The sequence below is a fragment of the Psychromarinibacter halotolerans genome (genome assembly GCF_029168315.1).
In the GTDB taxonomy this organism is placed as follows: Bacteria; Pseudomonadota; Alphaproteobacteria; order Rhodobacterales; family Rhodobacteraceae; genus Psychromarinibacter; species Psychromarinibacter halotolerans.
Map to the genome: position 1 here is coordinate 217,720 of NZ_JARGYD010000001.1, position 22,729 is coordinate 240,448.

19 protein-coding genes are annotated in these 22,729 nt (G+C 67.8%); 1 reads left to right on the forward strand and 18 read right to left on the reverse strand.

What is annotated here, in order from left to right; all coding sequences use genetic code 11:
- Positions 1–6 precede the first annotated feature (6 nt).
- Complete coding sequence (locus P1K30_RS00990; RefSeq protein ID WP_275631549.1) at positions 7–1,320, forward strand: sigma-54-dependent transcriptional regulator; 1,314 nt, start codon at positions 7–9, stop codon at positions 1,318–1,320.
- Positions 1,321–1,411: 91 nt separating this feature from the next.
- Here the strand turns inward: P1K30_RS00990 and P1K30_RS00995 are convergent, their stop codons facing one another.
- From P1K30_RS00995 to P1K30_RS01080, 18 genes are all read right to left on the reverse strand, one after another.
- A complete protein-coding gene (locus tag P1K30_RS00995) occupies positions 1,412–3,352 on the reverse strand; it encodes a sensor histidine kinase (RefSeq protein ID WP_275630802.1) in 1,941 nt (646 codons plus the stop codon).
- A gap of 31 nt (positions 3,353–3,383) precedes the next feature.
- Positions 3,384–4,169, reverse strand: coding sequence for a crotonase/enoyl-CoA hydratase family protein (locus P1K30_RS01000; RefSeq protein WP_275630803.1), 786 nt, complete (start codon positions 4,167–4,169; stop codon positions 3,384–3,386).
- Complete coding sequence (locus P1K30_RS01005; protein ID WP_275630804.1) at positions 4,166–5,017, reverse strand: hydroxymethylglutaryl-CoA lyase; 852 nt, start codon at positions 5,015–5,017, stop codon at positions 4,166–4,168. Before P1K30_RS01005 ends, P1K30_RS01000 begins: the two co-directional genes overlap by 4 nt.
- Positions 5,014–6,945 (reverse strand): acetyl-CoA carboxylase biotin carboxylase subunit, encoded by a 1,932-nt coding sequence (locus P1K30_RS01010; protein ID WP_275630805.1) that lies wholly within the window; start codon positions 6,943–6,945, stop codon positions 5,014–5,016. Before P1K30_RS01010 ends, P1K30_RS01005 begins: the two co-directional genes overlap by 4 nt.
- Positions 6,946–6,961: 16 nt before the next feature.
- The gene (locus tag P1K30_RS01015; RefSeq protein WP_275630806.1) at positions 6,962–7,513 is read right to left on the reverse strand and encodes a thermonuclease family protein; all 552 of its coding nucleotides are present in this window, start codon (positions 7,511–7,513) and stop codon (positions 6,962–6,964) included.
- An 18-nt stretch (positions 7,514–7,531) separates the two neighbouring features.
- Entirely contained in the window at positions 7,532–7,948 is a 417-nt protein-coding gene (locus tag P1K30_RS01020) for an ASCH domain-containing protein (RefSeq protein ID WP_275630807.1), read from the reverse strand.
- A 7-nt stretch (positions 7,949–7,955) separates the two neighbouring features.
- A complete protein-coding gene (locus P1K30_RS01025) occupies positions 7,956–9,569 on the reverse strand; it encodes a carboxyl transferase domain-containing protein (protein WP_275630808.1) in 1,614 nt (537 codons plus the stop codon).
- A gap of 8 nt (positions 9,570–9,577) precedes the next feature.
- Positions 9,578–10,828, reverse strand: coding sequence for a CaiB/BaiF CoA transferase family protein (locus tag P1K30_RS01030; protein ID WP_275630809.1), 1,251 nt, complete (start codon positions 10,826–10,828; stop codon positions 9,578–9,580).
- A 119-nt stretch (positions 10,829–10,947) separates the two neighbouring features.
- The gene (locus tag P1K30_RS01035) at positions 10,948–12,105 is read right to left on the reverse strand and encodes an acetyl-CoA C-acyltransferase (protein WP_275630810.1); all 1,158 of its coding nucleotides are present in this window, start codon (positions 12,103–12,105) and stop codon (positions 10,948–10,950) included.
- A gap of 87 nt (positions 12,106–12,192) precedes the next feature.
- Entirely contained in the window at positions 12,193–13,704 is a 1,512-nt protein-coding gene (locus P1K30_RS01040; protein WP_275630811.1) for a calcium-binding protein, read from the reverse strand.
- A 163-nt stretch (positions 13,705–13,867) separates the two neighbouring features.
- Positions 13,868–16,066 (reverse strand): aldehyde oxidoreductase molybdenum-binding subunit PaoC, encoded by a 2,199-nt coding sequence (gene paoC, locus P1K30_RS01045; RefSeq protein WP_275630812.1) that lies wholly within the window; start codon positions 16,064–16,066, stop codon positions 13,868–13,870.
- A 1-nt stretch (position 16,067) separates the two neighbouring features.
- Positions 16,068–17,018: an FAD binding domain-containing protein gene (locus tag P1K30_RS01050; protein WP_275630813.1), complete on the reverse strand. Its 951-nt coding sequence runs from the start codon at positions 17,016–17,018 to the stop codon at positions 16,068–16,070.
- Entirely contained in the window at positions 17,015–17,659 is a 645-nt protein-coding gene (gene paoA, locus P1K30_RS01055) for an aldehyde dehydrogenase iron-sulfur subunit PaoA (RefSeq protein ID WP_275630814.1), read from the reverse strand. The genes P1K30_RS01050 and paoA overlap by 4 nt, the downstream gene beginning before the upstream one ends.
- A 558-nt stretch (positions 17,660–18,217) precedes the next feature.
- Complete coding sequence (locus P1K30_RS01060) at positions 18,218–19,087, reverse strand: MurR/RpiR family transcriptional regulator (RefSeq protein ID WP_275630815.1); 870 nt, start codon at positions 19,085–19,087, stop codon at positions 18,218–18,220.
- A 54-nt stretch (positions 19,088–19,141) separates the two neighbouring features.
- Positions 19,142–20,164, reverse strand: coding sequence for an ABC transporter ATP-binding protein (locus tag P1K30_RS01065; RefSeq protein WP_275630816.1), 1,023 nt, complete (start codon positions 20,162–20,164; stop codon positions 19,142–19,144).
- Positions 20,161–20,928, reverse strand: coding sequence for a glycerophosphodiester phosphodiesterase family protein (locus P1K30_RS01070; RefSeq protein ID WP_275630817.1), 768 nt, complete (start codon positions 20,926–20,928; stop codon positions 20,161–20,163). Before P1K30_RS01070 ends, P1K30_RS01065 begins: the two co-directional genes overlap by 4 nt.
- Positions 20,929–20,965: 37 nt before the next feature.
- A complete protein-coding gene (locus P1K30_RS01075) occupies positions 20,966–21,790 on the reverse strand; it encodes a carbohydrate ABC transporter permease (protein WP_275630818.1) in 825 nt (274 codons plus the stop codon).
- The gene (locus P1K30_RS01080) at positions 21,780–22,649 is read right to left on the reverse strand and encodes a carbohydrate ABC transporter permease (protein WP_275630819.1); all 870 of its coding nucleotides are present in this window, start codon (positions 22,647–22,649) and stop codon (positions 21,780–21,782) included. The genes P1K30_RS01075 and P1K30_RS01080 overlap by 11 nt, the downstream gene beginning before the upstream one ends.
- Between the last annotated feature and the right edge of the window lie 80 nt (positions 22,650–22,729).

Here is a 22,729-nt window from a genome sequence, read left to right on the forward strand (position 1 = left end):
AGCGAAATGGCCGACGCGTCGATCCTTGTGATCGACGACGAGATCGGCATGCGCAACTTCCTGACCAAGATCCTTGAACCGCGCTGCAAGCTTGTCGAGCAGGCGGGCTCTGCCGCGCAGGCCGAGGCGCTGCTGGACAAGCGGCACTTCGACCTTGTGATCCTGGACAACGTGATGCCGCGCAAATCCGGGCTGGCGTGGATCGCCGAACAGCGGCGCGTGGGCTTCTACGCCGACGCCATCATGATCACGGCCTATGCCGACCTTGAAACGGTGATCGAGGCGATGCGCGCCGGCGTGTCGGACTTCGTGCTGAAACCGTTCCGGTCGAACCAGATCCTGACCGCCGTGGCGCGGGTGCTGGACCGCAAGAACCTGCGGCGCGAGAACTATCTTCTACGCCACGAACTGTTGGCCGAGGCGTCCAACGCGCGCGGCAAGCTGGTCGGCACCTCGCCCGCGCTGGAAGAGGTCCGCGCGATGCTGGGCAAGCTGTCGGCGCTGCCGACGCCGGTTCTGTTCACCGGCGAAAGCGGCACCGGCAAGGAACTGGCGGCGCGCACGCTGCACACGATGTCCGACCGGGGCGAACGGCCTTTCGTGGCGGTCAACTGCGCCTCTATCCCGCCCGACCGCATTGCCGAGGAACTGTTCGGCGCGATCGGGGCCGACGGGCGCCCGCGCGACGGCCTGCTGCGCCACGCCGACGGCGGCACGCTGTTCTTCGACGAGGTGGCGCAGATGCCCGAGCCGCTGCAGGTCGCGCTGCTGCGGGTGCTGGAGGACCACCGCGTCCGCCCCGTCGGCGCAGAACGCGAATTGCCGCTGGACCTGCGCTTTCTGTTCGCGACGAACGACGATCTTGACCGTCTGGTGGCCGAGGGGAAATTCCGCGCCGACCTGTATCACCGGATCAACGTGGTCGGCATCCGGATGCCGTCGCTTCGGGATCGGGCGGACGACATCGTGGAACTGGCGACGCTGTTCATGATGAAGTTCTCGCAGTCGATGGGAAAATCCGAGCTGGCGCTGGATGAAGAGACCTTGCTGAAGCTGCGGCTGTACGACTGGCCGGGCAACGTGCGCGAGCTGCGCAACCTTGTGGAGCGGTCGGTGATCCTTGGCCAGTTCCCCGAGGAATTCCGCGGCGCCGGAGAGATCACCGGCGCCCGTGCGGTCGAGGATCTGGACCTTGTCGTACAGCGCCACATCCTGCACATGCTGGACCGCTGCGGCGGCAACCGCGCCGAGACCGCGCGCCGTCTGGGGGTGTCGCGCAAGACCATCGACCGCAAGCTGGCCGCCTGGGCCATCGACTAGGGGCGCTGGTGCCGAGGCGAAGGAGGGGGCGCTGCCCCCGCCGCTGCGCGGCTCCCCCGAGGTATTTTGCAAGAGAAGAAGGGCCGGGGCGTCAGTCTTCGGATGGCGCGGTGGCCGGAAGCCACACGGTGAAGCGCGCGCCGCTTTCGTGGTTCTCGGCTGTGATCAGGCCGCCCGCGCGCTGCACGAGGCTTTGGCTGATCGACAGGCCAAGCCCGGTGCCTTCGCCCTGTTTGGTCGTGAAGAAGGGGTCGAAGACCGACGCCAGCCGGTCCGGCGGGATGCCGGGGCCGGTGTCCTCGACCACGAGGGCGACGCCGTCCGTACCGTCGCGCGGTTCGGGGCCAAGTTCCAGAAGCAGGCGGCCCGCGTCGCCCATCGCCTGTACCGCGTTGACGATCAGGTTGATCACCACCTGCTGAAGCTCGCCGGGTTCGATGCGTACCTCGGGGCACGGGCTGAAGCGGGTGGTGACGGTGATGTCCTTGCGGGCGAAGACGTGTTCGACCAGCGTCAGGCAATCCGCCACCAGCGGGCCCGGATCGACCGCGTTGTCGTAGCCCGCGTAGTCGCCGGGGCGGGCGAATTGCAACAGCTTGCCGACGATGGCGCCGATCCGCATCACCTGCCGGTCGATCAGGGCGAGTTCGGTGTCCACCGGCTTTGCCGCGTCGCCCAGCGTTTCGCGCATCACGTCGACATTGCCCTGGATCACCGCGACGGGGTTGTTGATCTCGTGCGCGACGCCTGCCGTGATCTCGCCGATCGAGGCGAGTTTCTCCGACATCACCAGCTGGCGGTAGGTTTCTTCCAGCTTGGCATTGGCGGCGTGAAGTTCGGCAGTGCGCTGTTCGACGCGGCGGTTCAGTTCGGCGTCGCGTTCCTGCACCTGGTCCAGCAGGTCGTCGAGGTGGCCCGCCACGCGGCCGATCTCGTCCCGCGCGCGCATCGGGCCGTTGCGGGCGGACAAATCGCCGTCCTCGACCCGGCGGATCGTCAGGGCCATGCGTTCGAGCGGCGAGAAGATGCCCTTCGCCAGCCACAGGAAGGTGGGGATCGACACCGCAAGCACGAAGGCGAAGGCGCCCAGCATCCACAGGTAGGCGGCACGCTTGGCGGTGTTGAACGGCGCTTCGAGGAAGCCGACGTACAGCATCCCGACGCGGCGGTCGAAGCTGTCGAGGATCGGAACGTAGCCCGATATGTACCAGTCGTTCACCACGAAGGCCCGGTCCAGCCATGTGCGGCCCTCGTCCAGCACCGCGCCGCGCACCGCCGCCGAGACGCGGGTGCCTAGGGCGCGGACGTCCTCGAACAGGCGCACGTTGGTCGACACGCGCACGTCGTCGAGGAACAGCGTCGCGGTGCCTTGGCGGTCGCCGCCGGTGATCGCGTTCAGGAACACCAGCTCGTTGATGGTGTCGATGAACTGAAGGTTGCGGTTCAACAGGATGCCGCCCACCAGCGCGCCGCCGCCGCGCACCGGGCTGGCGGTGTGGACCACCATGCCGCGGTCCTCTTCGGTGCGGTCGGTGGGCACGGCGGCCTCGGTCGGGATCAGCTCGATCCTTGCGCGTTCGGCCAGCGCGGGGTCGATGCCGGCAAGGTCGTCGGGGCCGAACAGGTCGATCCGGGTGGCGACCCGGCCCGCCAGCGCCGTCTGCACCACGGGCCAGTCGGACGCCGAATTGGGCGGCAGATAGTACAGGAAATCGAGGTGCAGGTCCTGCATCTGTGCTGCCAGCAGCGGCGCCAGCATGTCGCCGCCCATCGCCAGCGCGGTGCGGAACTCGATCGCGCGCGACAGGCTGCGGACGTCGGTGCCGGTGCGTTCGACCAGCGTGGACAGGTACTGTTCCGCGATCTTCAGGTCGCTTTCGACGTTGGCGATCAGCACCCGGTCGTAATCCGCCGTCCAGCGCGCGAAGCCCAGCATCAACAGCAGCGGCATTAGCACCACCAGCGGCGCCAGCGCCAGCGTCAGCAGGCGCAGGCGGACGGAACGGAAGCGGCTGAGATCGAGGCGGGCCATTGCCTTTGCTATCCCGCGCGGGCGGGGGATGTCACCCTTCGACCCAGGCGGCGGGGCGGCGGTCGAAGAAGGCGGCGATGCCTTCCACCGCTTCGGGCTGTTCCCACTGGTCGGCAAGGGCGGCGGCGGTGCGGTCCAGCAGCGCGTCGTCGATCGGGGCCGCGAAGCCCGCCAGAAGCTGTTTCGCCGCGCCGACCGCGCCGGGGGCGCAGGACAGGAACGCCTCGGCCTCTTCCATCACCAGCGCGTCCAGCGCGAATTCGGGAACCACGCGGGTCAGCAGCCCAAGATCGCGCGCGGTGTCGGCGTCGAAGCGGCGGCCCGACAGAAAGACCGAGCGGGCGCGGCCGGGTCCGACCCGGGCGGCGACATAGGGGCCGATGGTGGCGGGGATCAGGCCCAGCCGGGTTTCCGTCAGGCCCATCAGGACCTCGGGCGTGCCGATCGCCATGTCGCAGACCGAGAGCAGCCCGACGCCGCCGCCGAACGCGTTGCCGTGGACCCGCGCGATCAACGGTTTCGGCATCCGGTCCAGCGCGCGCAGCATCATGGCCAGCTTGTTCGCTTCGGCCATGCGGGTGGCGCGGTCGGCGTCGACCTGCGCGCGCATCCAGCCAAGATCGCCACCGGCGCAGAAGGTGGGGCCTTCGGCGGCAAGGATCACCGCGCGAACGCCGGGGTCGGCACCCAGCACGCCTGCGGCCTCGGTCAGTTCGGCGATCATCTGGCCCGACATCGCGTTGTGCTTTTCGGCGCGCGCAAGCGTGAGCGTGGCGATGCCGCGTCCGTCGGTGTCGACCCGGATCGTTTCCATCATGCAGTGCCCTTTCTCATGTCGCGCGCCATCGCTTCTGCCTCGAACAGCAGGGCGGCGTCCAGCCCGGTGTCGAACCCCATGTCGTCCAGCCGTTGGCGCACCAGCCCGGTGGCCACGTTGCCCGCCGCGCCGGGGGCGAAGGGGCACCCGCCAAGCCCGCCTGCCGCCGCGTCGAACACCCGAAGCCCCTTGGTGACGGCGGTCTCGATATTCGCCAGCGCCATGCCGCCGGTGTCGTGGAAGTGGCCCGCAAGTTTGGCTGCCGGAACCCGGTCCAGTACCGCGTCCAGCATCGCGCCGACCTGTTCGGGCGTGCCCCTGCCCAGTGTTTCGCCAAGGCTGATCTCATAGCAGCCCATCGCGTCCAGCGCGGCAGCGACGCGGGCGACGGCGTCGGGCGGCGTGGCGCCGTCGTACGGACAGACCGTGACGCAAGAGACATAGCCGCGCACCGGGACCGTCGCCGCCTTCGCGACCTCGGCATAGCGGGCAAGGCTTTCGTCGATGGTGGCGCCGATGTTCGCCTTGCTGAAGCCTTCCGAGGCGGCGGCGAAGATGGCGATCTCGTCGGCCTTCGCGTCCGTCGCGGCCTGAAGCCCGCGCAGGTTCGGGACAAGCGCGGCATGGGACACGCCCGGCGCGCGGGCGATGCCGTCGAACACCGCGCCACTGTCGGCCATCTGCGGCACGCGTTTCGGGTTCACGAAGGACCCGACCTCGATCCGGCGAAACCCTGTGCGGGATAACAGGTCGACGAAGGCGATCTTGGCGGCGGTGGGGATCGCGGCCTTCTCGTTCTGAAGTCCGTCGCGCGGGCCGACCTCGAAAATCTCGGCGCGGTCGGTCATGCGTCGTCCCCGGCAAAGCGGATGAGCGGGGCGTGCGCCTCGATCTGGGTGCCTTCGGGGACCAGCACCTCGGCCACCACCGCGTCGCGGGGGGCAGTCAGGGCGTGTTCCATCTTCATCGCCTCCAGCACGGCCAGTTTCTGGCCTGCGGTAACACTGTCGCCCGCCGCGACAAGCATCCGGGCCAACATCCCGGGCATCGGCGCTTCGATGATGTCGGACCCGGAGGCATCCGCCGCCGCGCGGTCGAGCGGGTCGAGGATGCGGGCCGAGACCCCGTCGGGGCCGAACAGGGTGACAGTGCCGCCTTCGATGTGGCTGGCCGCCGCTGGGGCCTCATCGAACGTCCAGCCCGCGGCGTTGCGCGCGGTGACGGTCGTTCCGGCGACCTCGATCTCTGCCTCGTCGGGGCCGGTGCGGGCGACGCGGGCGGTGATCTCTTGGCCGTCGATCTCAAGCGTCACCGTCCGCCACAGCGGCGCCCATAGGGTGAAGCCGGTCAGGGCGTCGGTCTCGGTGTCGGTCGCGGCAAGCGCCGCCTGCGCCAGACGGGCGGGCGAGGGCGGCGTGACCGCAGTCAGCGCGTCGAGGTCGCGGGCGATCAGCCCGGTGTCGACCTCGCCGCGCGTGAATCCCTCGTGCCGCGCCAGCGCGCCAAGGAAGGACAGGTTGGTGACGCAGCCGACGACCTCGGTCGCGTCCAGCGCGGCGGCGAGTTTCTTCAGCGCGACGGCACGGGTCGGGCCGTGGGTGACGACCTTGGCGATCATCGGGTCGTAGAACGGGCTGATGGCGTCGCCCGCGCGGACGCCGCTGTCGATGCGTGCGGTGGCGGGGAAGGACAGATGCGACAGGGTACCGGTCGCGGGCAGGAAGCCTGCGGGCACGTCTTCCGCGTACAGCCGCGCCTCGAAGGCGTGGCCGGTCAGCGGCACGTCCTGCTGGCGCATCGGCAGCGGTTCGCCCGCCGCCACGCGAAGCTGCCACGCGACAAGGTCGAGGCCGGTGATCGCCTCGGTCACCGGGTGTTCGACCTGCAGGCGGGTGTTCATTTCCATGAACCAGAACCCGTCGGGGCGCAGGCCGTTCGCGCCATCGACGATGAACTCAACCGTGCCCGCGCCGGCATAGCCGATGGCCTTCGCCGCGCGCACGGCGGCCTCGCCCATCGCGGCGCGCATGTCGGCGGTCATGCCGGGGGCGGGGGCCTCTTCGATGACCTTCTGGTGGCGGCGCTGAAGCGAGCAGTCGCGTTCGTACAGGTGAATCGCGTCGGTGCCGTCGCCGAACACCTGCACCTCTATGTGTCGTGGCTGTTCGATGTATTTCTCGATTAGCACGGCGGGGTTGCCGAAGGCCGATTGCGCCTCGCGCTGCGCGGCGGCCAGCTGGTCGGCGAAGTCCGCCGCGTCGTCCACCCGACGCATCCCTTTGCCGCCGCCGCCCGCGACGGCCTTGATCAGCACGGGATAGCCGATGCCGTCGGCCGCAGCGGACAGATGGTCCGGGTCCTGTGTGTCGCCGTGATACCCCGGAACCACCGGCACGCCCGCGTCCTGCATCAGCGCCTTGGCCGCGTCCTTCAGACCCATCGCCCGGATCGCCCCGGCAGACGGCCCGATGAACACCAGACCGGCGGCTTCGACCGCCTCGACGAACTCCGGGTTCTCGGACAGGAAGCCATAGCCGGGGTGGATCGCCTGCGCACCGGTCTCCCGCGCGGCGGCGATCACGCGGTCGCCGTTCAGGTAGCTGTCGGCAGGTGCGGCGCCGCCGATGTGGACCGCCAGATCGGCCATCGCGACATGGCGCGCGGTGCGGTCGGCGTCGGAATAGACCGCGACCGTGGACACGCCCATCGCCTTGGCCGTGTCGATCACCCGGCAGGCGATTTCTCCCCGGTTCGCGATCAGGATCCTGTCGAACATTCGCCGGACTCCTTGCTCATGCATCGCACCAGCTGCGCCGCTGGCCCCCGTCATAGGGGCGGGCCAGCCCTGACCGGATCATCCGCGTGCTGGCAAGGTCGCCGTCGAAGCCCATCAGCGTCAGCACCCGGTCATAGCGGTCCCGGTCGCGTGGCGTGGCGACGACCTCGCGCGCGGTCCACAGCTGCCAGCGCAGGTAATAGGTGGCGGCAACCGCCATGCCCAGTTCACGGGGACAGCGGGCGTTCATCTCGGGCGTGTCGAAGCCCACGAGGCGTCCCGACACGAAGCCCTGCACCGGACAGTGCATTCGGACGGTGTCGCCGTCGACGACCATCCAGACCGTGCAGCCCTTGCTGTCGCGCCACAGCAGGCTTCCGGCGTCCAGAATGTTGGGGCCGAACAGGAAAAGGAACATCGCGCCACCAAGAAGCACCGGCCAGACCCGGCGCCGTCGCGCGCGCTTGCCGGGCCGGCCCCGGCGCTGGCCGGGCGGGGTGCCCAGATCCCATTTCGGGTGGCGCCGGGCGCCTCTGTAGAAGCGGGTTACCCCTTTGCGGCGCGCCATGGCTTGCCCTTTCCCGACCTAGGCATCCGCCAAATCCTCGACCACGCGGAACCGTTCGCAGATCAGCATCATTTCGGGGTCCCAGCCGCCGTTTCTCTCGAAATAGGCGCGGTGGTCCTGCCGCCAGCCTTCCAGCGTCTCGTTCTCGCCCTCGGCCAGCGCGAATTCCGCGTCCATGTCGCAGAACCGCTTTTCGGTCACGGACACGGTTTCGATCACCACGGCGGGCGTGCCATCCCAGTTCAGCGAGATGTCGCGGCGGCCGACCACGGGCTTCGGCTCGCCGCCCGCGCCGAAATCGCGCAGCGCGCCGCAGGTGGCGGTCTTGGCGCCCGCGCGCACCAGCGCCAGCAGTTCGGCGCACATCTCGGGGCCGTCGCCGAACCGGAAGGTTACCGCGCCGGGATATTTCCGCATCGCTTCATCAAGGGTCATGGCATCCTCACATCCTGAACACGCCAAACCGCGTGTCCTCCACCGGCGCGTTCAGCGCCGCTTGCAGCGATAGCGACAGCACCTGCCGTGTCTTGCGCGGATCGACGATGCCGTCGTCCCACAGCCGGGCCGAGGCGTACAGCGGGTGCGACTGGCGCTCGAACATCTCGAGCGTCGGGCGCTTGAACTCGGCTTCCTCTTCGTCGGACCACGTGCCGCCCTGCCGCTCGATCGCGTCGCGCTTTACGGTGGCCAGCACACCCGCCGCCTGCGGGCCGCCCATCACCGAGATCCGGCTGTTGGGCCACGTCCACAGGAAGCGCGGCTGATAGGCACGGCCCGCCATGCCGTAGTTCCCCGCGCCGAACGAGCCGCCGACCAGCATGGTGATCTTCGGCACCGAGGTCGTCGCGACCGCCGTCACCATCTTGGCGCCGTGCCGCGCGATGCCTTCGCTTTCGTATTTCCGGCCCACCATGAAGCCGGTGATGTTTTGCAGGAACACCAAGGGGATACGGCGCTGGCTGCACAGTTCGACGAAATGCGCGCCCTTGGCGGCGCTTTCGGAAAACAACACGCCGTTGTTGGCGACGATGCCGACCGGCCAGCCGTCGACATGGGCAAAGCCCGTCACCAGCGTCTCGCCGAACCGCGCTTTGAACTCGTCGAAGCGCGAACCGTCGACGATGCGGGCGATCACCTCTCTGATGTCGTAGGGCGTCGATAGCGACGCGGGCACCACGCCAAGGATCTCGTCCGGGTCGTAATACGGGTCCTCCGCCGCCTGCCGTAGGATGGGGTTCACCCCATCGAACCTGTCCAGCCCAAGCGAGCCCACCGCCTGCCGCGCCAGCGCCAGCGCGTGGGCGTCGTCCTCGGCAAGGTAATCGGCCACCCCCGACAGCCGGGTGTGCACGTCGCCGCCGCCGAGATCCTCGGCGCTGACGACCTCTCCGGTGGCGGCCTTTACCAGCGGCGGCCCGGCAAGGAAGATCGTGCCCTGATCCTTCACGATGATCGTGACGTCCGACATCGCGGGCACATAAGCGCCCCCGGCGGTGCACGAGCCCATGACGACCGCGATCTGCGGGATGCCTGCCGCGCTCATCCGGGCTTGGTTGTAGAAGATGCGGCCGAAGTGGTCCCGGTCGGGGAACACCTCGTCCTGATTGGGAAGGTTCGCGCCGCCGGAATCCACAAGATAGACGCAGGGCAGGCGGCATTCGGCGGCGATCTCTTGCGCGCGCAGGTGCTTCTTCACGGACAGCGGATAATAGGTGCCGCCCTTCACGGTGGCGTCGTTGCACACGACCATCACGTCGCGCCCCTGCACGCGGCCAACCCCCGCGATCACACCCGCCGCCGGGGCGGCGCCGTCGTACAGGCCGTGCGCCGCCGTCGCGCCGATCTCAAGGAAGGGCGCGCCGGGGTCCAGCAGGTTCGCCACCCGCTCGCGTGGCAGCATCTTGCCGCGAGACAAGTGCCGCGCGCGGGCCTTGTCGCCGCCGCCCGCCGCGGCCAGCGCCGCCGCCTCGGCCACGGTGTCCAGCGCCGCAAGATGGGCCGTCCGGTTCGCCTTGGCCTCTTCCGATGCGGGGATGAATGCCGATCTGATCCGCATGCTGGTCCTCAGTTTTCCTCTGCCACGGCGGTGGCGCGCCCATAAGCCGACGCCGCGCCGCTGGCGATCAAGTCTTCGCAGGCGGCGGGGTCCAGCCCAAGGACCTCGGCCAGCACGTCAAGCGTGTCCTCTCCGGCAAGCGGCGGCGCGCGGCCAACATCGGGGGCCACCCCGTCGAACCGCAGCGGTCCACGCACCACGCGCATCTCTCCCGCCGTTGGGTGGGTGACGGTCTGGACCAGACCGCGCGCGGCGACGTGCGGCTGTTCCAGCGCCTCGTCCACGTCAAGGATCGGGGCGTTCGGCACGTCGTTGGCGTCCAGCCGGTCCAGCCAATAGGCCGTGGGTTCCTGCCGCATCCGGTCGTCGATGATCGCTTCCAGCGCGTCGCGGTTGGCCAGCCTTTCGTCATAGCGGGCAAAGCGCGGGTCTTCCGCCAGTTCGGGCAGACCCAGACAGCGGGTGAAGCTGACCCAGAACGTCTCGGTCAGGCAGGCGACGATGACGTGCCCGTCCGAGGTGGGGAAGGCGCCGTATGGCACGATGCTGGGATGCTTGGTGCCCACCGGCGCGGGCGGCTTGCCGGACACGAAATAGATCTGCGCGTGGTAGGTCAGCATCGCCATCAACGAGTCCAGCATCGCCACGTCGACTTTCTGGCCCTTGCCGGTCTGGCCGCGCTGATGCAGGGCCGCCAGCACGCCGTGCACGGCGAAGATGCTGCCCGCCATGTCGCCCAGCGGCAGGCCCAGCTTGTTGGGCGGCTGGCCGGGGGCGCGGTTCAGGCTCATGGCGCCGGACAAAGCCTGCGCCACGATGTCGAAGGCAGGGCGGTCGGTCAGCGGGCTGTCGGCGCCAAAGCCCGAGATGCCGCAGTAGATAAGGCCGGGATTGTCCTGCGACAGCTGGTCATAGCCCAGCCCCAGCCGGTCCATCACGCCGGGGCGGAAGTTCTCGATCACGATGTCGGCCTGCGCCGCCAGCGCCCGCGCCACGCCCAAGCCGCGCGGGTCCTTCAGGTCCAGCGCGATGCTGCGCTTGCCCCGGTTCAACGCGATGAAATAGTGGCTGAGCGGCCCCTTGAACGGCGGAAAATCCCGCGTCGCGTCGCCGGTGCCAAGCGGTTCGACCTTGATCACGTCCGCGCCCATGTCAGCCAGCGTCAGCGTCGCATAGGGGCCCGACAGGATGCGCGAGAAATCAAGCACCTTCACGCCCGCCAGCGGCCCGCCGCGATCCAACGCTCCCCATGCCGTCATCCGTTCCTCCCTTGCGGCGCCGGTGTCCCCGGACTCGCGCCACCCACTGCCAATTGCCCTTTGGCCCCTTTCGACAGGCTGACGCCGCCGGGCCGCTTATGCAACCGGCGACACGGGCCTCAGACCAGTTCCACCGCCACGGCCGTCGCCTCGCCGCCGCCGATGCACAGCGACGCGATCCCGCGTTTCAGCCCCTGCGCCTGCAACGCGTGCACCAGCGTCACAAGGATGCGCGCGCCCGAGCAGCCGATCGGATGCCCCAGCGCACAGGCGCCGCCGTTCACGTTCAGCCGGTCGCGGGGGATGTCCAGTTCGCGCATCGCCGCCATCGCCACGACCGCGAAGGCCTCGTTTATTTCGTACAGATCGACATCGCCCGAGGTCCATCCTAGCCGGTCCTGCAACTTGCGGATCGCGTGGACCGGCGCGGTGGTGAACCACGCGGGCGCCTGCGCGTGGCTTGCATGGCCAAGGATGCGCGCCACCGGGGCCATGCCCTTCGCCTCGGCCACGTCGCGCCGCGCCAGCACAAGCGCCGCAGCCCCGTCAGAGATCGACGACGAGGTCGCCGCCGTGACCGTGCCGCCCTCGCGGAAGGCGGGCTTCAGCTGCGGGATTTTCTCGGGCCGCGCGCGCGAGGGCTGTTCGTCCTCGGCCACGCCGTCCAGCGCGACGATTTCGGCCGCGAACCCGCCGCCGGAAATCGCCGCCTTCGCGCGGTCGAGCGAGTCCAGCGTGTAGCCGTCCTGCGCGTCGCGGGTGAACTGGTAATGCTCGGCACAGTCTTCGGCGAAGGTGCCCATCGACCGGCCCTTGTCATAGGCGTCTTCCAGACCGTCGAGGAACATATGATCGGCCACCCGCCCATGCCCCATCCGGTAGCCGCCGCGCGCCTTTTCCAGCAGGTACGGCGCGTTCGACATGCTTTCCATGCCCCCGGCGACAACGATGCCTGCGCTGCCGGTCAGGATCGCGTCATGCGCCAACATCACCGTCTTCATGCCGGAACCGCAGACCTTGTTGACGGTGGTGCAGGGGACCGCCTCGGGCAGGCCCGCGCCAAGCGCCGCCTGCCGCGCGGGCGCCTGTCCTAGCCCGGCGGGCAGCACGCAGCCCATCAGCGCCTCGTCCACGTCGCCGGCCTGCGCGCCGGCACGGTCCAGCGCCGCCCGGATGGCCGCAGAGCCAAGCGCGGTCGCGGTCTGCTGCGACAGCGCGCCCTGAAATGCGCCCATCGGGGTGCGCGCCGCGCCGGTGATGACGATCTCGGTTGTCATGGTGTCCTCCCTTTGACCCAAGATTGCCTGCCCCGGACGGGACAGGCAAAGGGTTTCGGTGCGGGAGGCGCGGGTCAGCCCGTGCGATCAGACAAGGAAATCGCTTTCAGTGACGCCGGTGGTGCCCGCAAGCAGAACGCGCATGTCGGTGCTGCCGTCGCCGTCGGCATCGACCCAGACGGTGGTGTTGCCGCCACCCTCGGTGGTGCGCAGTCCCGGCGAACCGGTGTAGCTGCCAAGAATGCTGACGGTCAGCGTCCCCGCGACAAGACCGGTGAAGTCCAGCACGTCTTCGCCCACGGTGAAATCAAGGATCGTATCCTCGGCGCCCGAGGCGCTGTCCGACACGCGGGTGAAGACGAAATCATCCTGACCGCTGCCGCCGGACATCTCGTCGATGCCAAGCCCGCCTTTCAGCGTATCGTTGCCGTCGCCGCCGTCCATCGTGTCGTTGCCGATCCCGCCGAACAGCAGGTCGTCGCCTTCGCCGCCCTCCATGATGTCGGCACCGGCGCGGCCCGTCATCTCGTCATCGCCGGTTTGGCCGTAGATCAGGTCGTTGCCGCGCCCGCCGTCCATCGTGTCCGATCCGGCGCCGCCCTCCATGGTGTCGCGCGACCCGTCGCCGAACAGCATGTTGTCGCCCGAGTTGCCATAGATGCCGTTCTGCGAACTGTTGCCGGTGCCCGCGAAGTCGCCGCTGCCCAGCAGGCGCAGGTTCTCGATAAAGCCGCCAAGGGTGAAGTCCGTCTCGGCGTTCACCTCATCGACGCCGCCGCCGGGGGCTTCGAACAGCACCGTGCTGCTGTCATCGACGTAATATGTATCCGCACCGCCGCCGCCAAGGACCCAGCCGACCACGGTCCCTCCGCGTCCGTCGAACACGTCGTTGCCGTCGCCAAGCTCGACGTCGCCGGCAAGGGTGCCGGCGTTTACCAGCCGGTCGCTGAAAATGCTTAGTCGCACCGACAACACGGGCCCCGCGATCAGGCCGGTATTGACGACCTCAATAGAGTCGTTGGCAGCGTCGGCCTCGACCCCTGCCACATTCTCGTCCGTGCTTCGGATCTCACCGCTGTTGTGGACAGAGCCGTATGACGAGATGAATTCGACGCCGCCGCCGCCCGACGCAAGGCCTGTGTTGGTGACGGAAACGTTCGCGGAACCCGTCAGGTAAATCGCAGACTGGTACATGCCCAGCATGTTGCCGTGGTTTTCGACAATCCCGTTGTCGTAATCGACAAGATACGCCGCCCAGTTGCCCGAAACATCGCCAGCGTTCTGAAGGAAGCTGTCCGAGCCGATCATGTAGATTGCGGAGTTGCCGGTAATATTCAGCGATCGCACAATCCCATCCGGGCCGATATCGAGACGGTTGTCGCCCACGTTAGATTCGTCGTCGAACAGGCGAATCGCGTTTCCGGTTACCGCGATGACACTGCCATCAATGGCCACCTCGTGGCCGTTGAAGGGGGTCTCTGAGCGTTGGACCGCATGGCCCGAGGCAACAACCAGCTCTGCGTCGGAAGATACGTAAAGCCGCTCTTCATCCGCAAGTTCGACGGCCGTGCTTGAATCCACCGTTATCGTTATTGTCATATTACTTGCTCCAAGAATTTGGTTTCAGCGCCGATCAATCAATGACGCAAGGTAAAGATTACCACGTTCCAGGAATGCTTCATAAAAATGCGCGAGCATAGGCGAAAAATTGCACGCATAAGCTGAACGCCCCGCCAGCGCGGGGCTGGCGGGGCGTTCGGTGTCAGACGGCGGGAAGCTGGTCCAAGTAGCGGTCCAGCGTCACCGGATAATCGCGGATGCGTACTCCGGTCGCGTTGTGAACGGCATTCGCAATCGCCGCCGCCACACCGCACAGGCCAAGCTCGCCGACGCCTTTCGCCTTCAGGGGCGACGAAACGGCGTCCAGCGTATCAAGGAAGATGACCTCTTGCTCGGGGATGTCGGCGTGTACCGGCACCTCGTAGCCCGCAAGGTCATGCGCCGGAAAGTAGCCGCGGGCGTGGTCGACGGCGGCGTCTTCCATCATCGCCGCGCCGACGCCCATGACCATGCCGCCGATCACCTGACTGCGCGCCGTGATCGGGTTCAGGATGCGGCCAGAGTCGCAGGCCGCCAGCATCCGGCGCAGACGGATCTCGCCCGTCAGAGCGTGCACGCCAAGCTCGACGAAATGCGCGCCGAAGGTCGAAACGACCTGTTCGTCGCGGAAGTCGCCAAAGGCTATGCTGTCCTCGACCACGATCTCGCCGTCGGTGGCCAGTTCGGCAAGTGTCGTCTGCTTGTCGCCGGTCGTAACGCCGCCATTGGCGAAGGTCAGCGTTTCGACATCGTTCACGCCCATGCGGCTTGCGATCTCTTCGCGCAGGGCAAAGCACGCGGCGTAGACCCCCGCCGTCGACGACGCGGCGCCCCACTGGCCGCCGGACCCGGCGGAGACGGGGAAGTCACTGTCGCCCAGCCGCACCTCGACGCTGTCCAGCGGCAGGCCCATCGTCTCGGCCGCCGTCTGGGCAAGGATGGTGTAGCTGCCGGTGCCGATGTCGGTCATGTCGGTCTCGACGATCAGCATGCCCGAGGGTTGCAGCCGCAGCCGCGCGCCCGACGCCATCACCGGTCCGCCGCGATACGCGCCCGCGACACCGTGGCCGATCAGCCAGTCGCCATCGCGCGTCGCACCGGGGGCGGTGTTGCGGTCGGCCCAGCCGAACGCGTCGGCGCCGGTGCGCAGGGCCTCTACGAAATGCCGCTCCGAGAACGGCGTATCCGGGTTTTCCGGGTCCACTTGGGTGTCGTTGATCGCGCGGAACTCGACCGGGTCCATGCCCAGCTCTGCCGCCATCTCGTCCATCGCGATTTCCAGCCCCATCAGCCCCGCAGCCTCGCCCGGCGCGCGCATCGCGTTCGCCTCGGGCAGGTGCATCTCGGCAAGGTGCGTCACGATCAGCCGGTTGTCGCCCGCATAGAACTGGCGGGTTTGCGCGGTGGCGTTCTCGCCGGTGCCGCCGGGCAGCGTGTTCGAGATCGCCTCGTGCGAGATCGCGGTGATGCGCCCGTCGCGGGTGGTGCCGATCCGGATACGCTGGATCGTCATCGCGCGGTGCGTGGTGTTGTTCATCACCATCGGACGGGGCAGGGTGACCTTGACCGGCTGACCCACCTTGCGGGCCGCCAGCGCCGCCATCACCGCATCCGCGCGCAGGAACAGCTTCGCGCCGAAGCCGCCGCCGATGTACGGGCTGTCGACGCGGACGTCGTCCTCGTCGATCTCCAGCGTCGTAGCAAGCGAGGCTTTGTTCCACGCGATCATCTGGTTCGAGGTCCAGACGTTCAGCTTGCCATCGCGCCATTCCGCGATGGATGCGTGCGGCTCCATCATCGCGTGGCTGTGGGCGGCGGTGCGGTATTCGCGGTCCAGCGTAACCTCGGCCTCGGCGAAGGCGCCTTCGAAATCGCCGGTGCGGTTGTCGGGGTCCGAATAGTCGCCCTGTTGCTCGGCCCAAGCGGCCTCTAGGTCGAAGCTGCCCTCGGTGACGTCATAGTCCACCTCGATCAGCGCCGCGGCGGCGCGGGCCTGTTCGAACGTCTCGGCGACGACGACCGCGATGGCCTGATGATAGTGCCAGATCTCATCCCCACCGAACAGCGGCGCGACGTTCATGTCGGGCTTCGGCATGTCGGGGTGGTCCAGCGTGCTGACGATGTCGATCACGCCGGGGGCGGCCAGCGCCGCCTCGGTCCGCATCGCGGTGATGCGCCCGTGGGCGATGGTCGAGCCGACGGGATAGCCAACCAGCTGCTTACCTTCGGTGACGTCGTGGCGTTCATAGGCATAGGGCGCCTGGCCCGACACTTTCAGCGGACCATCGATGCGGGTTTGTTTCTTGCCGACGACCGTCGCGCTATCGAACAGATTGGTGCCTGCGGGTTCGTTGAACTGCATCTCAGGCCTCCTTCAGCATGGCGGCGAGCGTGCGCTCTGCCAGGGTGATCTTGAACGCGTTTTCCTCAGTCGGGCGTGCCCCGTCGAGCAGGCGGGCCATTACCGCAGACGCGCCGTTCGGCAGCTCTGCATCGGCCTCGGCCGATCGCCACGGTTTGGGCGCGACGCCGCCAAGGGCCACGCGTCCGGTGCCGTCCGGCTGACGGATCAGCGCGACCGAGACCAGCGCGAAGGCATAGGACGCGCGGTCGCGGACCTTGTGATAGGCATGCGTGCCGCCGACCGGAGCGGGCAGGGTGACATGGGTGATCAGCTCGCCCGGCATCAGCGCCGTCTCGTCTTCGGGCGTGTCGCCGGGCAGGCGGTGGAAGTCTTCCAGCGCGATGCGGCGCGTCATGCCGGTGGGGGTCACGGTTTCGACCACCGCGTCCAGCGCCCGCATGGCAACGGCCATGTCGGACGGGTGCGTGGCGATGCAGGCGTCCGAGGTGCCGATGACGCCAAGCTGGCGGCTGAAGGCGCCCTGGGTCAGCGCCGCACAGCCCGAACCGGGCGCGCGCTTGTTGCAGGGCTGGGCGGTGTCATAGAAATACGGGCACCGCGTGCGCTGCAGCAGGTTACCGCCGGTCGTCGCCTTGTTGCGCAACTGGCCCGACGCGCCCGCCGCGATGGCGCGGGTCAGCACGCCATAGTCGCGGCGAATGCGCGTGTCGGCCGACAGGGCGGTGTTGGTCACCAGCGTGCCGATGCGCAGGCCGCCGTCGTCGGTTTCGGTGATCTCGTCCAGCCCAAGGCCGTTGACGTCGATCAGGTGGACCGGGGTTTCGATCTCCAGCTTCATCAGGTCCAGCAGGTTGGTCCCGCCGGCGATGAACTTGGCGCCGGTCACCTCGGCCGCGCGCGCGGCGGCGTCGGCGGCGTCTGTCGCTCGTTCGTAGCTGAACTGTCTCATGCGCTTTCCTCCGCGACCTGAGTGATGGCGGCGAGGATGTTGGCATAGGCCCCGCAGCGGCAGATGTTGCCCGACATCCGTTCGCGGATCTCGGTGTCGGTGATCGCGATCTCGGCGGTCAGGTCGCCGGTGACATGGCTGGGAATGCCGGCGCGGATCTCTTCGATCACGGCGCGGGCGGATTGGATCTGTCCGGGCGTGCAATAGCCGCACTGGAAGCCGTCGTTCTCGACAAAGGCGGCCTGCATCGGGTCAAGAGTCTCGGGCGTGCCGATCCCCTCGATCGTTTCGATCTCGTCGCCGTCATGCATCACGGCAAGCGACAGGCAACTGTTCACCCGTGCGCCGTTGACGGTGCAGGTGCAGGCGCCGCACTGGCCGTGGTCGCAGCCTTTCTTGGTGCCGGTCAGCTGCAGGTGTTCGCGCAAAGCGTCCAACAGGGTGGTGCGGTTGTCGACGGTCACCTCGCGCTGTTCGCCGTTGACGGTAAGCTTGACGGTGCTGCTGTCGGGCCCGGCCGGGGTCGGCGCGGAGTCGGTCTGGGCCGCGCCCGAGCGGGGAAGACCGGCGGCCAGAGCGGTGGCGGTGGTGCCGGCAAGAAGCGTGCGGCGGCGCAGTTCGAAGTCGATGGGAGGAGACATAGATCGTCCTATTGGCTGAGTTCACCGGCGAATCCCGGCGGCAATGGCTGTGCGGGCGACCTGTCCGGTTCTGCGCGCGGTCGGCGGAGTGAGGCAGGTCGGTGGGGCCGGGCCCGTGGCCCGCGCTGTTACTGTGCGAACGTCACCCAAGCGGCTCGGGTTCCGCCGCCTGACGCCGGATCACCTTTGACGAGGGACAGGGGCGCTTGGCGGTCCAAGCCGGAAGTCCCGGCAGGGCGTCGCACACAGTGCAGGTCATTATCGGATGTACGTCATGGGGTTGTCGGGCAAAGCTCATGTCCTCTTGCAGTTCTGGAACGGCGGCGCGGACAGCCGGGATGCCGGCCCATGCCAGTCCATCCCCGAACCCCTCGGGATACTCAGACAGGCCGCGTGGGTCGCAGCCAAAGCATCGCGCCGTTCCGTTTTGGTCATGAAAGCGAGGTAGCCGATCACCCCGCCGGGACTATCCCGGCTCAGCGACTGACACACATGAAGAAGGCTCATCAGTGTGACGCCTGGCGGTTGGCCGAGCGGGGGTGAGCGCGGAAGGGGCGCTCAATACGGCGCCAGCCGTTCGCGCATGTCGCGGAACTCGGCCAACGCGCGCATGGTGCGGCCGTCGTCGATGGTTGCGAGGTCCAGGATCACGGTGTTCGTCACCGTCATCGGCACCACGAGGCTTTGCGACTCGCCCGCCTCGCCGCGCGACACCGCGATGTGGTGGTCGGGGGCAGGGTCCAGCGCGGCGCCGCGTTTGTCGGTCAGCGCCAGCGTCGTCGCGCCGCGCGTGGCGGCGACCTGCATGATCCGCGCAACCGCGGCCGGCACCTTGCGGAAGTTGACCAGCCACAGCACGTCGTCGCAAGTCATGCCCGCCACCTGTTCCAGCCACTGATGCTGCATCAGCGACAGGTCGACCGCGTCATAGCCCGACCGGCGTAATCGCAGCGCAACAAGGTGGCACAGCGGCGCCGCATGGCTCTGGCCGAACAGGAAGACCCGCCGTGCGCCCAGCAGCGCCTCGGAAAACCCGCGGATGTCGGCGTCGGTCACGCTGGCGCGCAGGACCTCCAGCGCGGTGATCTCGCTGTCCAGAACCGAAGCCAACAGCCCGCCTTCGCCCGCCTTGGCCAATCGGGCAGCAATGCGGGCGGTCGGGTCCTCGAACTCGCCGTTGCCCTCGACCAGCCGCTGCTGAAGGAAGGCGCGGAACTCGGGGTAGCCGCCGAACCCCAGCCGTCGCGCCAGCCGCACCGCCGAGGCGGGATGCACCCCGGCGCGAAAGCTGACCTCTTTGCCGTTCTCCATCGCCGCGCGGATCGGGTCGCGAACCATCACGTCAAGGATACGGGTGTCCGCCTCGGTCAACTGATCCGAATGGCGGGTGATGAGGTCGTTCAGGAACGTGGTGTCGTGGCTTTGCATCGAGGCAATGGTCCCTTGAACGGGCCGCGTGGTCCAGTCCGGCGGCGCACCGCGTCAGACGCGCGCGCCGCTTTGCATGTCGAACAGGTGTGCGGCGGCGACGTCGTATTCCAGCCAGATCCTGTCACCCGGGGCGGGCAACTCCTGCCCCCGATGGGCGATGGCGGACATGGCGCCCGACTGGGTCTGGCAGTGCAACACGACCTCTGATCCGGTCATCTCGGTCAGGGTCAACCGCGCCTCGATCGACGCGGCGCCCGGTTTCTTGCGGTGCAGCCGCAAGGTATCGGGGCGCAGGCCCACCTCGACACCGCGCCGCCCGGTCCAGCCCGTGACCGAGTCGGAGGTGACGAAGTTCATCTTCGGCGTGCCAAGGAAGGACGCGACGAAGCGGTTGGCGGGCCGGTCGTAGATCGCGGCGGGCGTGTCGAACTGCTGCAGGTGGCCGTCCTTCATCACCGCGATCCGGTCGGCAAGCGACAGCGCCTCTGTCTGGTCGTGGGTGACGAAGACGATGGTGGCGCCCAGCTGTTGGTGAATGGTCTTGATCTCGGTCCGCATCGCGTTGCGCAGGGCGTTGTCGAGGTTCGACAGCGGTTCGTCCATCAGAAAGGTCGAGGTATCGCGCGCCATCGCGCGGCCCATCGCCACCCGCTGACGCTGGCCGCCCGACAGCGCACCGGGCTTGCGGTCAAGGTAGGGCGTCAGCTGCAGCGTCTCGGCCACCTCACGGGCGCGTGCCTCGCGCGTCTTGCGGGGAACCTTGCGCAGTTCCAGCCCGAAGGCGATGTTTTCCAGCACCGACATATGCGGGTACAGCGCGTAGTTCTGGAAGATCATCGCGATGTCGCGGTCCTGCGGCGGAAGCGCGTTCGCTTGGCGGCCGTCGATGACGATCTCGCCGTCCTCGCAGCGTTCCAGCCCCGCGATCAGGCGCAGCAGGGTGGATTTGCCGCAGCCCGAGGGGCCGACGATGACGACAAATTCGCCGTCACCGATGTCTAGGTCGACACCATGCAGGACCTGCGGACCGTTGGCATAGCTTTTGCGGATGTTGCGAAGGGTGATCGAGCTCATGCTGCGGTCTCCTTGTGGAACGCTTCGCGGCGGGCGATGGCAAGGCTGGGGCGGTCGGTGGTGAACACCTTGGCACCCAGCCGCAAGGCGTGGTCGACCTGGTCCGCCGTGTGGGCGGCCCAACAGCCGAATTCCAGCCCCGCACCCCGGATGTGGTCGCGCAGCGTTTCGGTCGCGGTGTCGACGTTCACGCCGATTTCGGGAATGCCATGCGCTTTTGCCAGTTCTGCCACGGCGCTGGCGCCAAGCTGGGTCAGCACCGGCGGGCTGACCAGCCACAACAACGGACGGTCGGTGAGGTCGCGCAATTCGTCCAGCGTCGGCACGAGGAACGAGGTGAAACCGGTGTTGGCCAGCATCCCGCAACGGTCGATCTCGGCCACGACGCGGTGGGCGAAATCGGCATAGGCCACGCCGCCCGGTCCCGGCTTGATCTCGCAGCGCAGGGTGACGTGGCTGTCCTTGTAGATGTCGCACAGCTCTGCCAGCGAGATCGGGTGCTGCCCGCCGGAATAGTCGATGACGGCGGCGCGCACGGCGGCCTCGGTCAGGTCGCGGATCGCGCCGGTGCCGTCGGTGGTGCGGTCCAGCGTGGCGTCGTGATGCACCATGATCGCGCCGTCGGCAGTGGGGTGGACGTCGAACTCGACCTCGTCCACGGGCATGGCGGCGGTGGTGCGGAAGCCGTGCGGCGTGCTGTCGCCGAATTCCAGCGTGCCGCCCCGGTGCGAGGCGATGCGGGTGAGGGGGGGAAGATCAGTCATTGCGATTTCTTCTTCTTGATGTTCGGGGTAGGGGCGCTCATTTCACCGCCCCCATCGTGATGCCGCGCACAAGGTGGCGTTCGACCAACACGAAGCCCACCAGCACCGGCAGGATGGTGATGGTCGACGCCGCCATCACCAGCGGCCAGTCGATCACGTCCTCGCCCGGGTTCACGCGGTACAGCCGCGCCAGCCCGATCTGCAGGGTGTAAAGGTCGCTTTCGCTGATTGCGACGAGCGGCCAGATGTAGTTGTTCCACTCGGCGATGAACAACTGCAGCCCCATCGAGAAGATCGCCGGTTTCGAGATCGGCACGATCACCCGCCACAGCACCTTGAGCGGCGTTGCGCCGTCCATATACGCCGCCTCGTCCAGCGCACGGGGAATGCCGCGGATGTACTGGCGCAGGAAGAAGGCTGCGAAGCCCGACGAGATCGCGGGCAGGATCAGCCCCGCGTAGCTGTCCAGCAGCCCGGCGCGGGCCAATGTCAGGTAGTTCGGGATCAGCGTGATGTGGCTGGGGATCATCAGCGTCGCCACCACCGCGCCGAACATCAGGTTGCCGCCCCGGAACTCGAACCGGGCAAAGGCGAAGGCTGCCATCGTGGCGAACGAGATGCCCAGCAGCGTCACGATCCCCGACACGATCACCGAGTTCAGCAGGTAGCGGGCGAAGTTGTACTGCCCGACCGCGACGTCATAGTTGCGCAGCGTGAACTCGACCCCGCCGGAGTAATAGGCATCCGAGGTCTGGAAGCTCATCCAGATCGAATACAGCACCGGCGACAGGAAGATCACGGCGGCCAGCAGGGTCAGGCCGTTGATGATCCACAGCGCGCGGGCGGATGTTTCACGAGTCATAGTGAACCCTCCGGCCGATCACGCGGGCCTTCACGACGGCCAGCGCGATCAGGAAAATGAACAGCAGCACGGCCAGCGCGGACCCGGTACCGATGTCGAACAGGGTAAAGCCGACGCGGTACAGCATGTTGACGATCATGTCGGTCGCGCCCGCAGGCCCGCCGCGCGTCATCACGTCGACGATGGTGAACACCTGAAAGGCGTCGATCACCGAGATCACCAGCAGGAAATACGTGGTCGGCATCACCAGCGGGAAGGTCACGCGCCGGAACACGTGGAACCTTCCCCCGCCGTCCACCGCCGCCGCGTCATAGTATTCCATGGAAATGGCCTGAAGCCCGGCGGTGTAGATGATCACGTCGTAGCCCAGCTGCTTCCACGTGTTCACGAAGATGATCACGTACAGCGCCAGCTGCGGGTCCTGCATCCACGGCACCTTGTCGAAGCCCAGCATCTGCAGGAAGCCGTTGATCGCGCCGTAATCGGTCGAGAACACCCAAGAGAACACCACCGCGATCGACACGGTCGAGGTGACGGCGGGCAGGAAGATCGCGCCGCGCGTGATGCGGGAGACCGGCGTCTCGCGGATCAGGAAGGACGCCACCGCCAGCGCCAGCGCCAACCGCAGCGGCACCGAGATCAGGGCGAAGACCGCGGTGACCTTCAGCGAGTTCCAGAAATCGCGCGAGCTGAGCAGCAGCCGGTAATTGTCGAGCCCCACCCAGGGCTTGGTCGGCGACATGAAATCCCACTCGCGGAACGACAGGTTCACGCTTTGCAGGATCGGGATGTAGGTGAAGACCGCCATGAAGCCGAGAAGCGGCAGCACGAACAGGTACGGGGTCAGTTTGCGAAGCATGTCGGGAAATGTGCCTTGGGCGCAGGGTCCGTGGGACCGGACGGGCAAGGGGCCCCGTGGCGGGGCCCCTCACCGGTGGC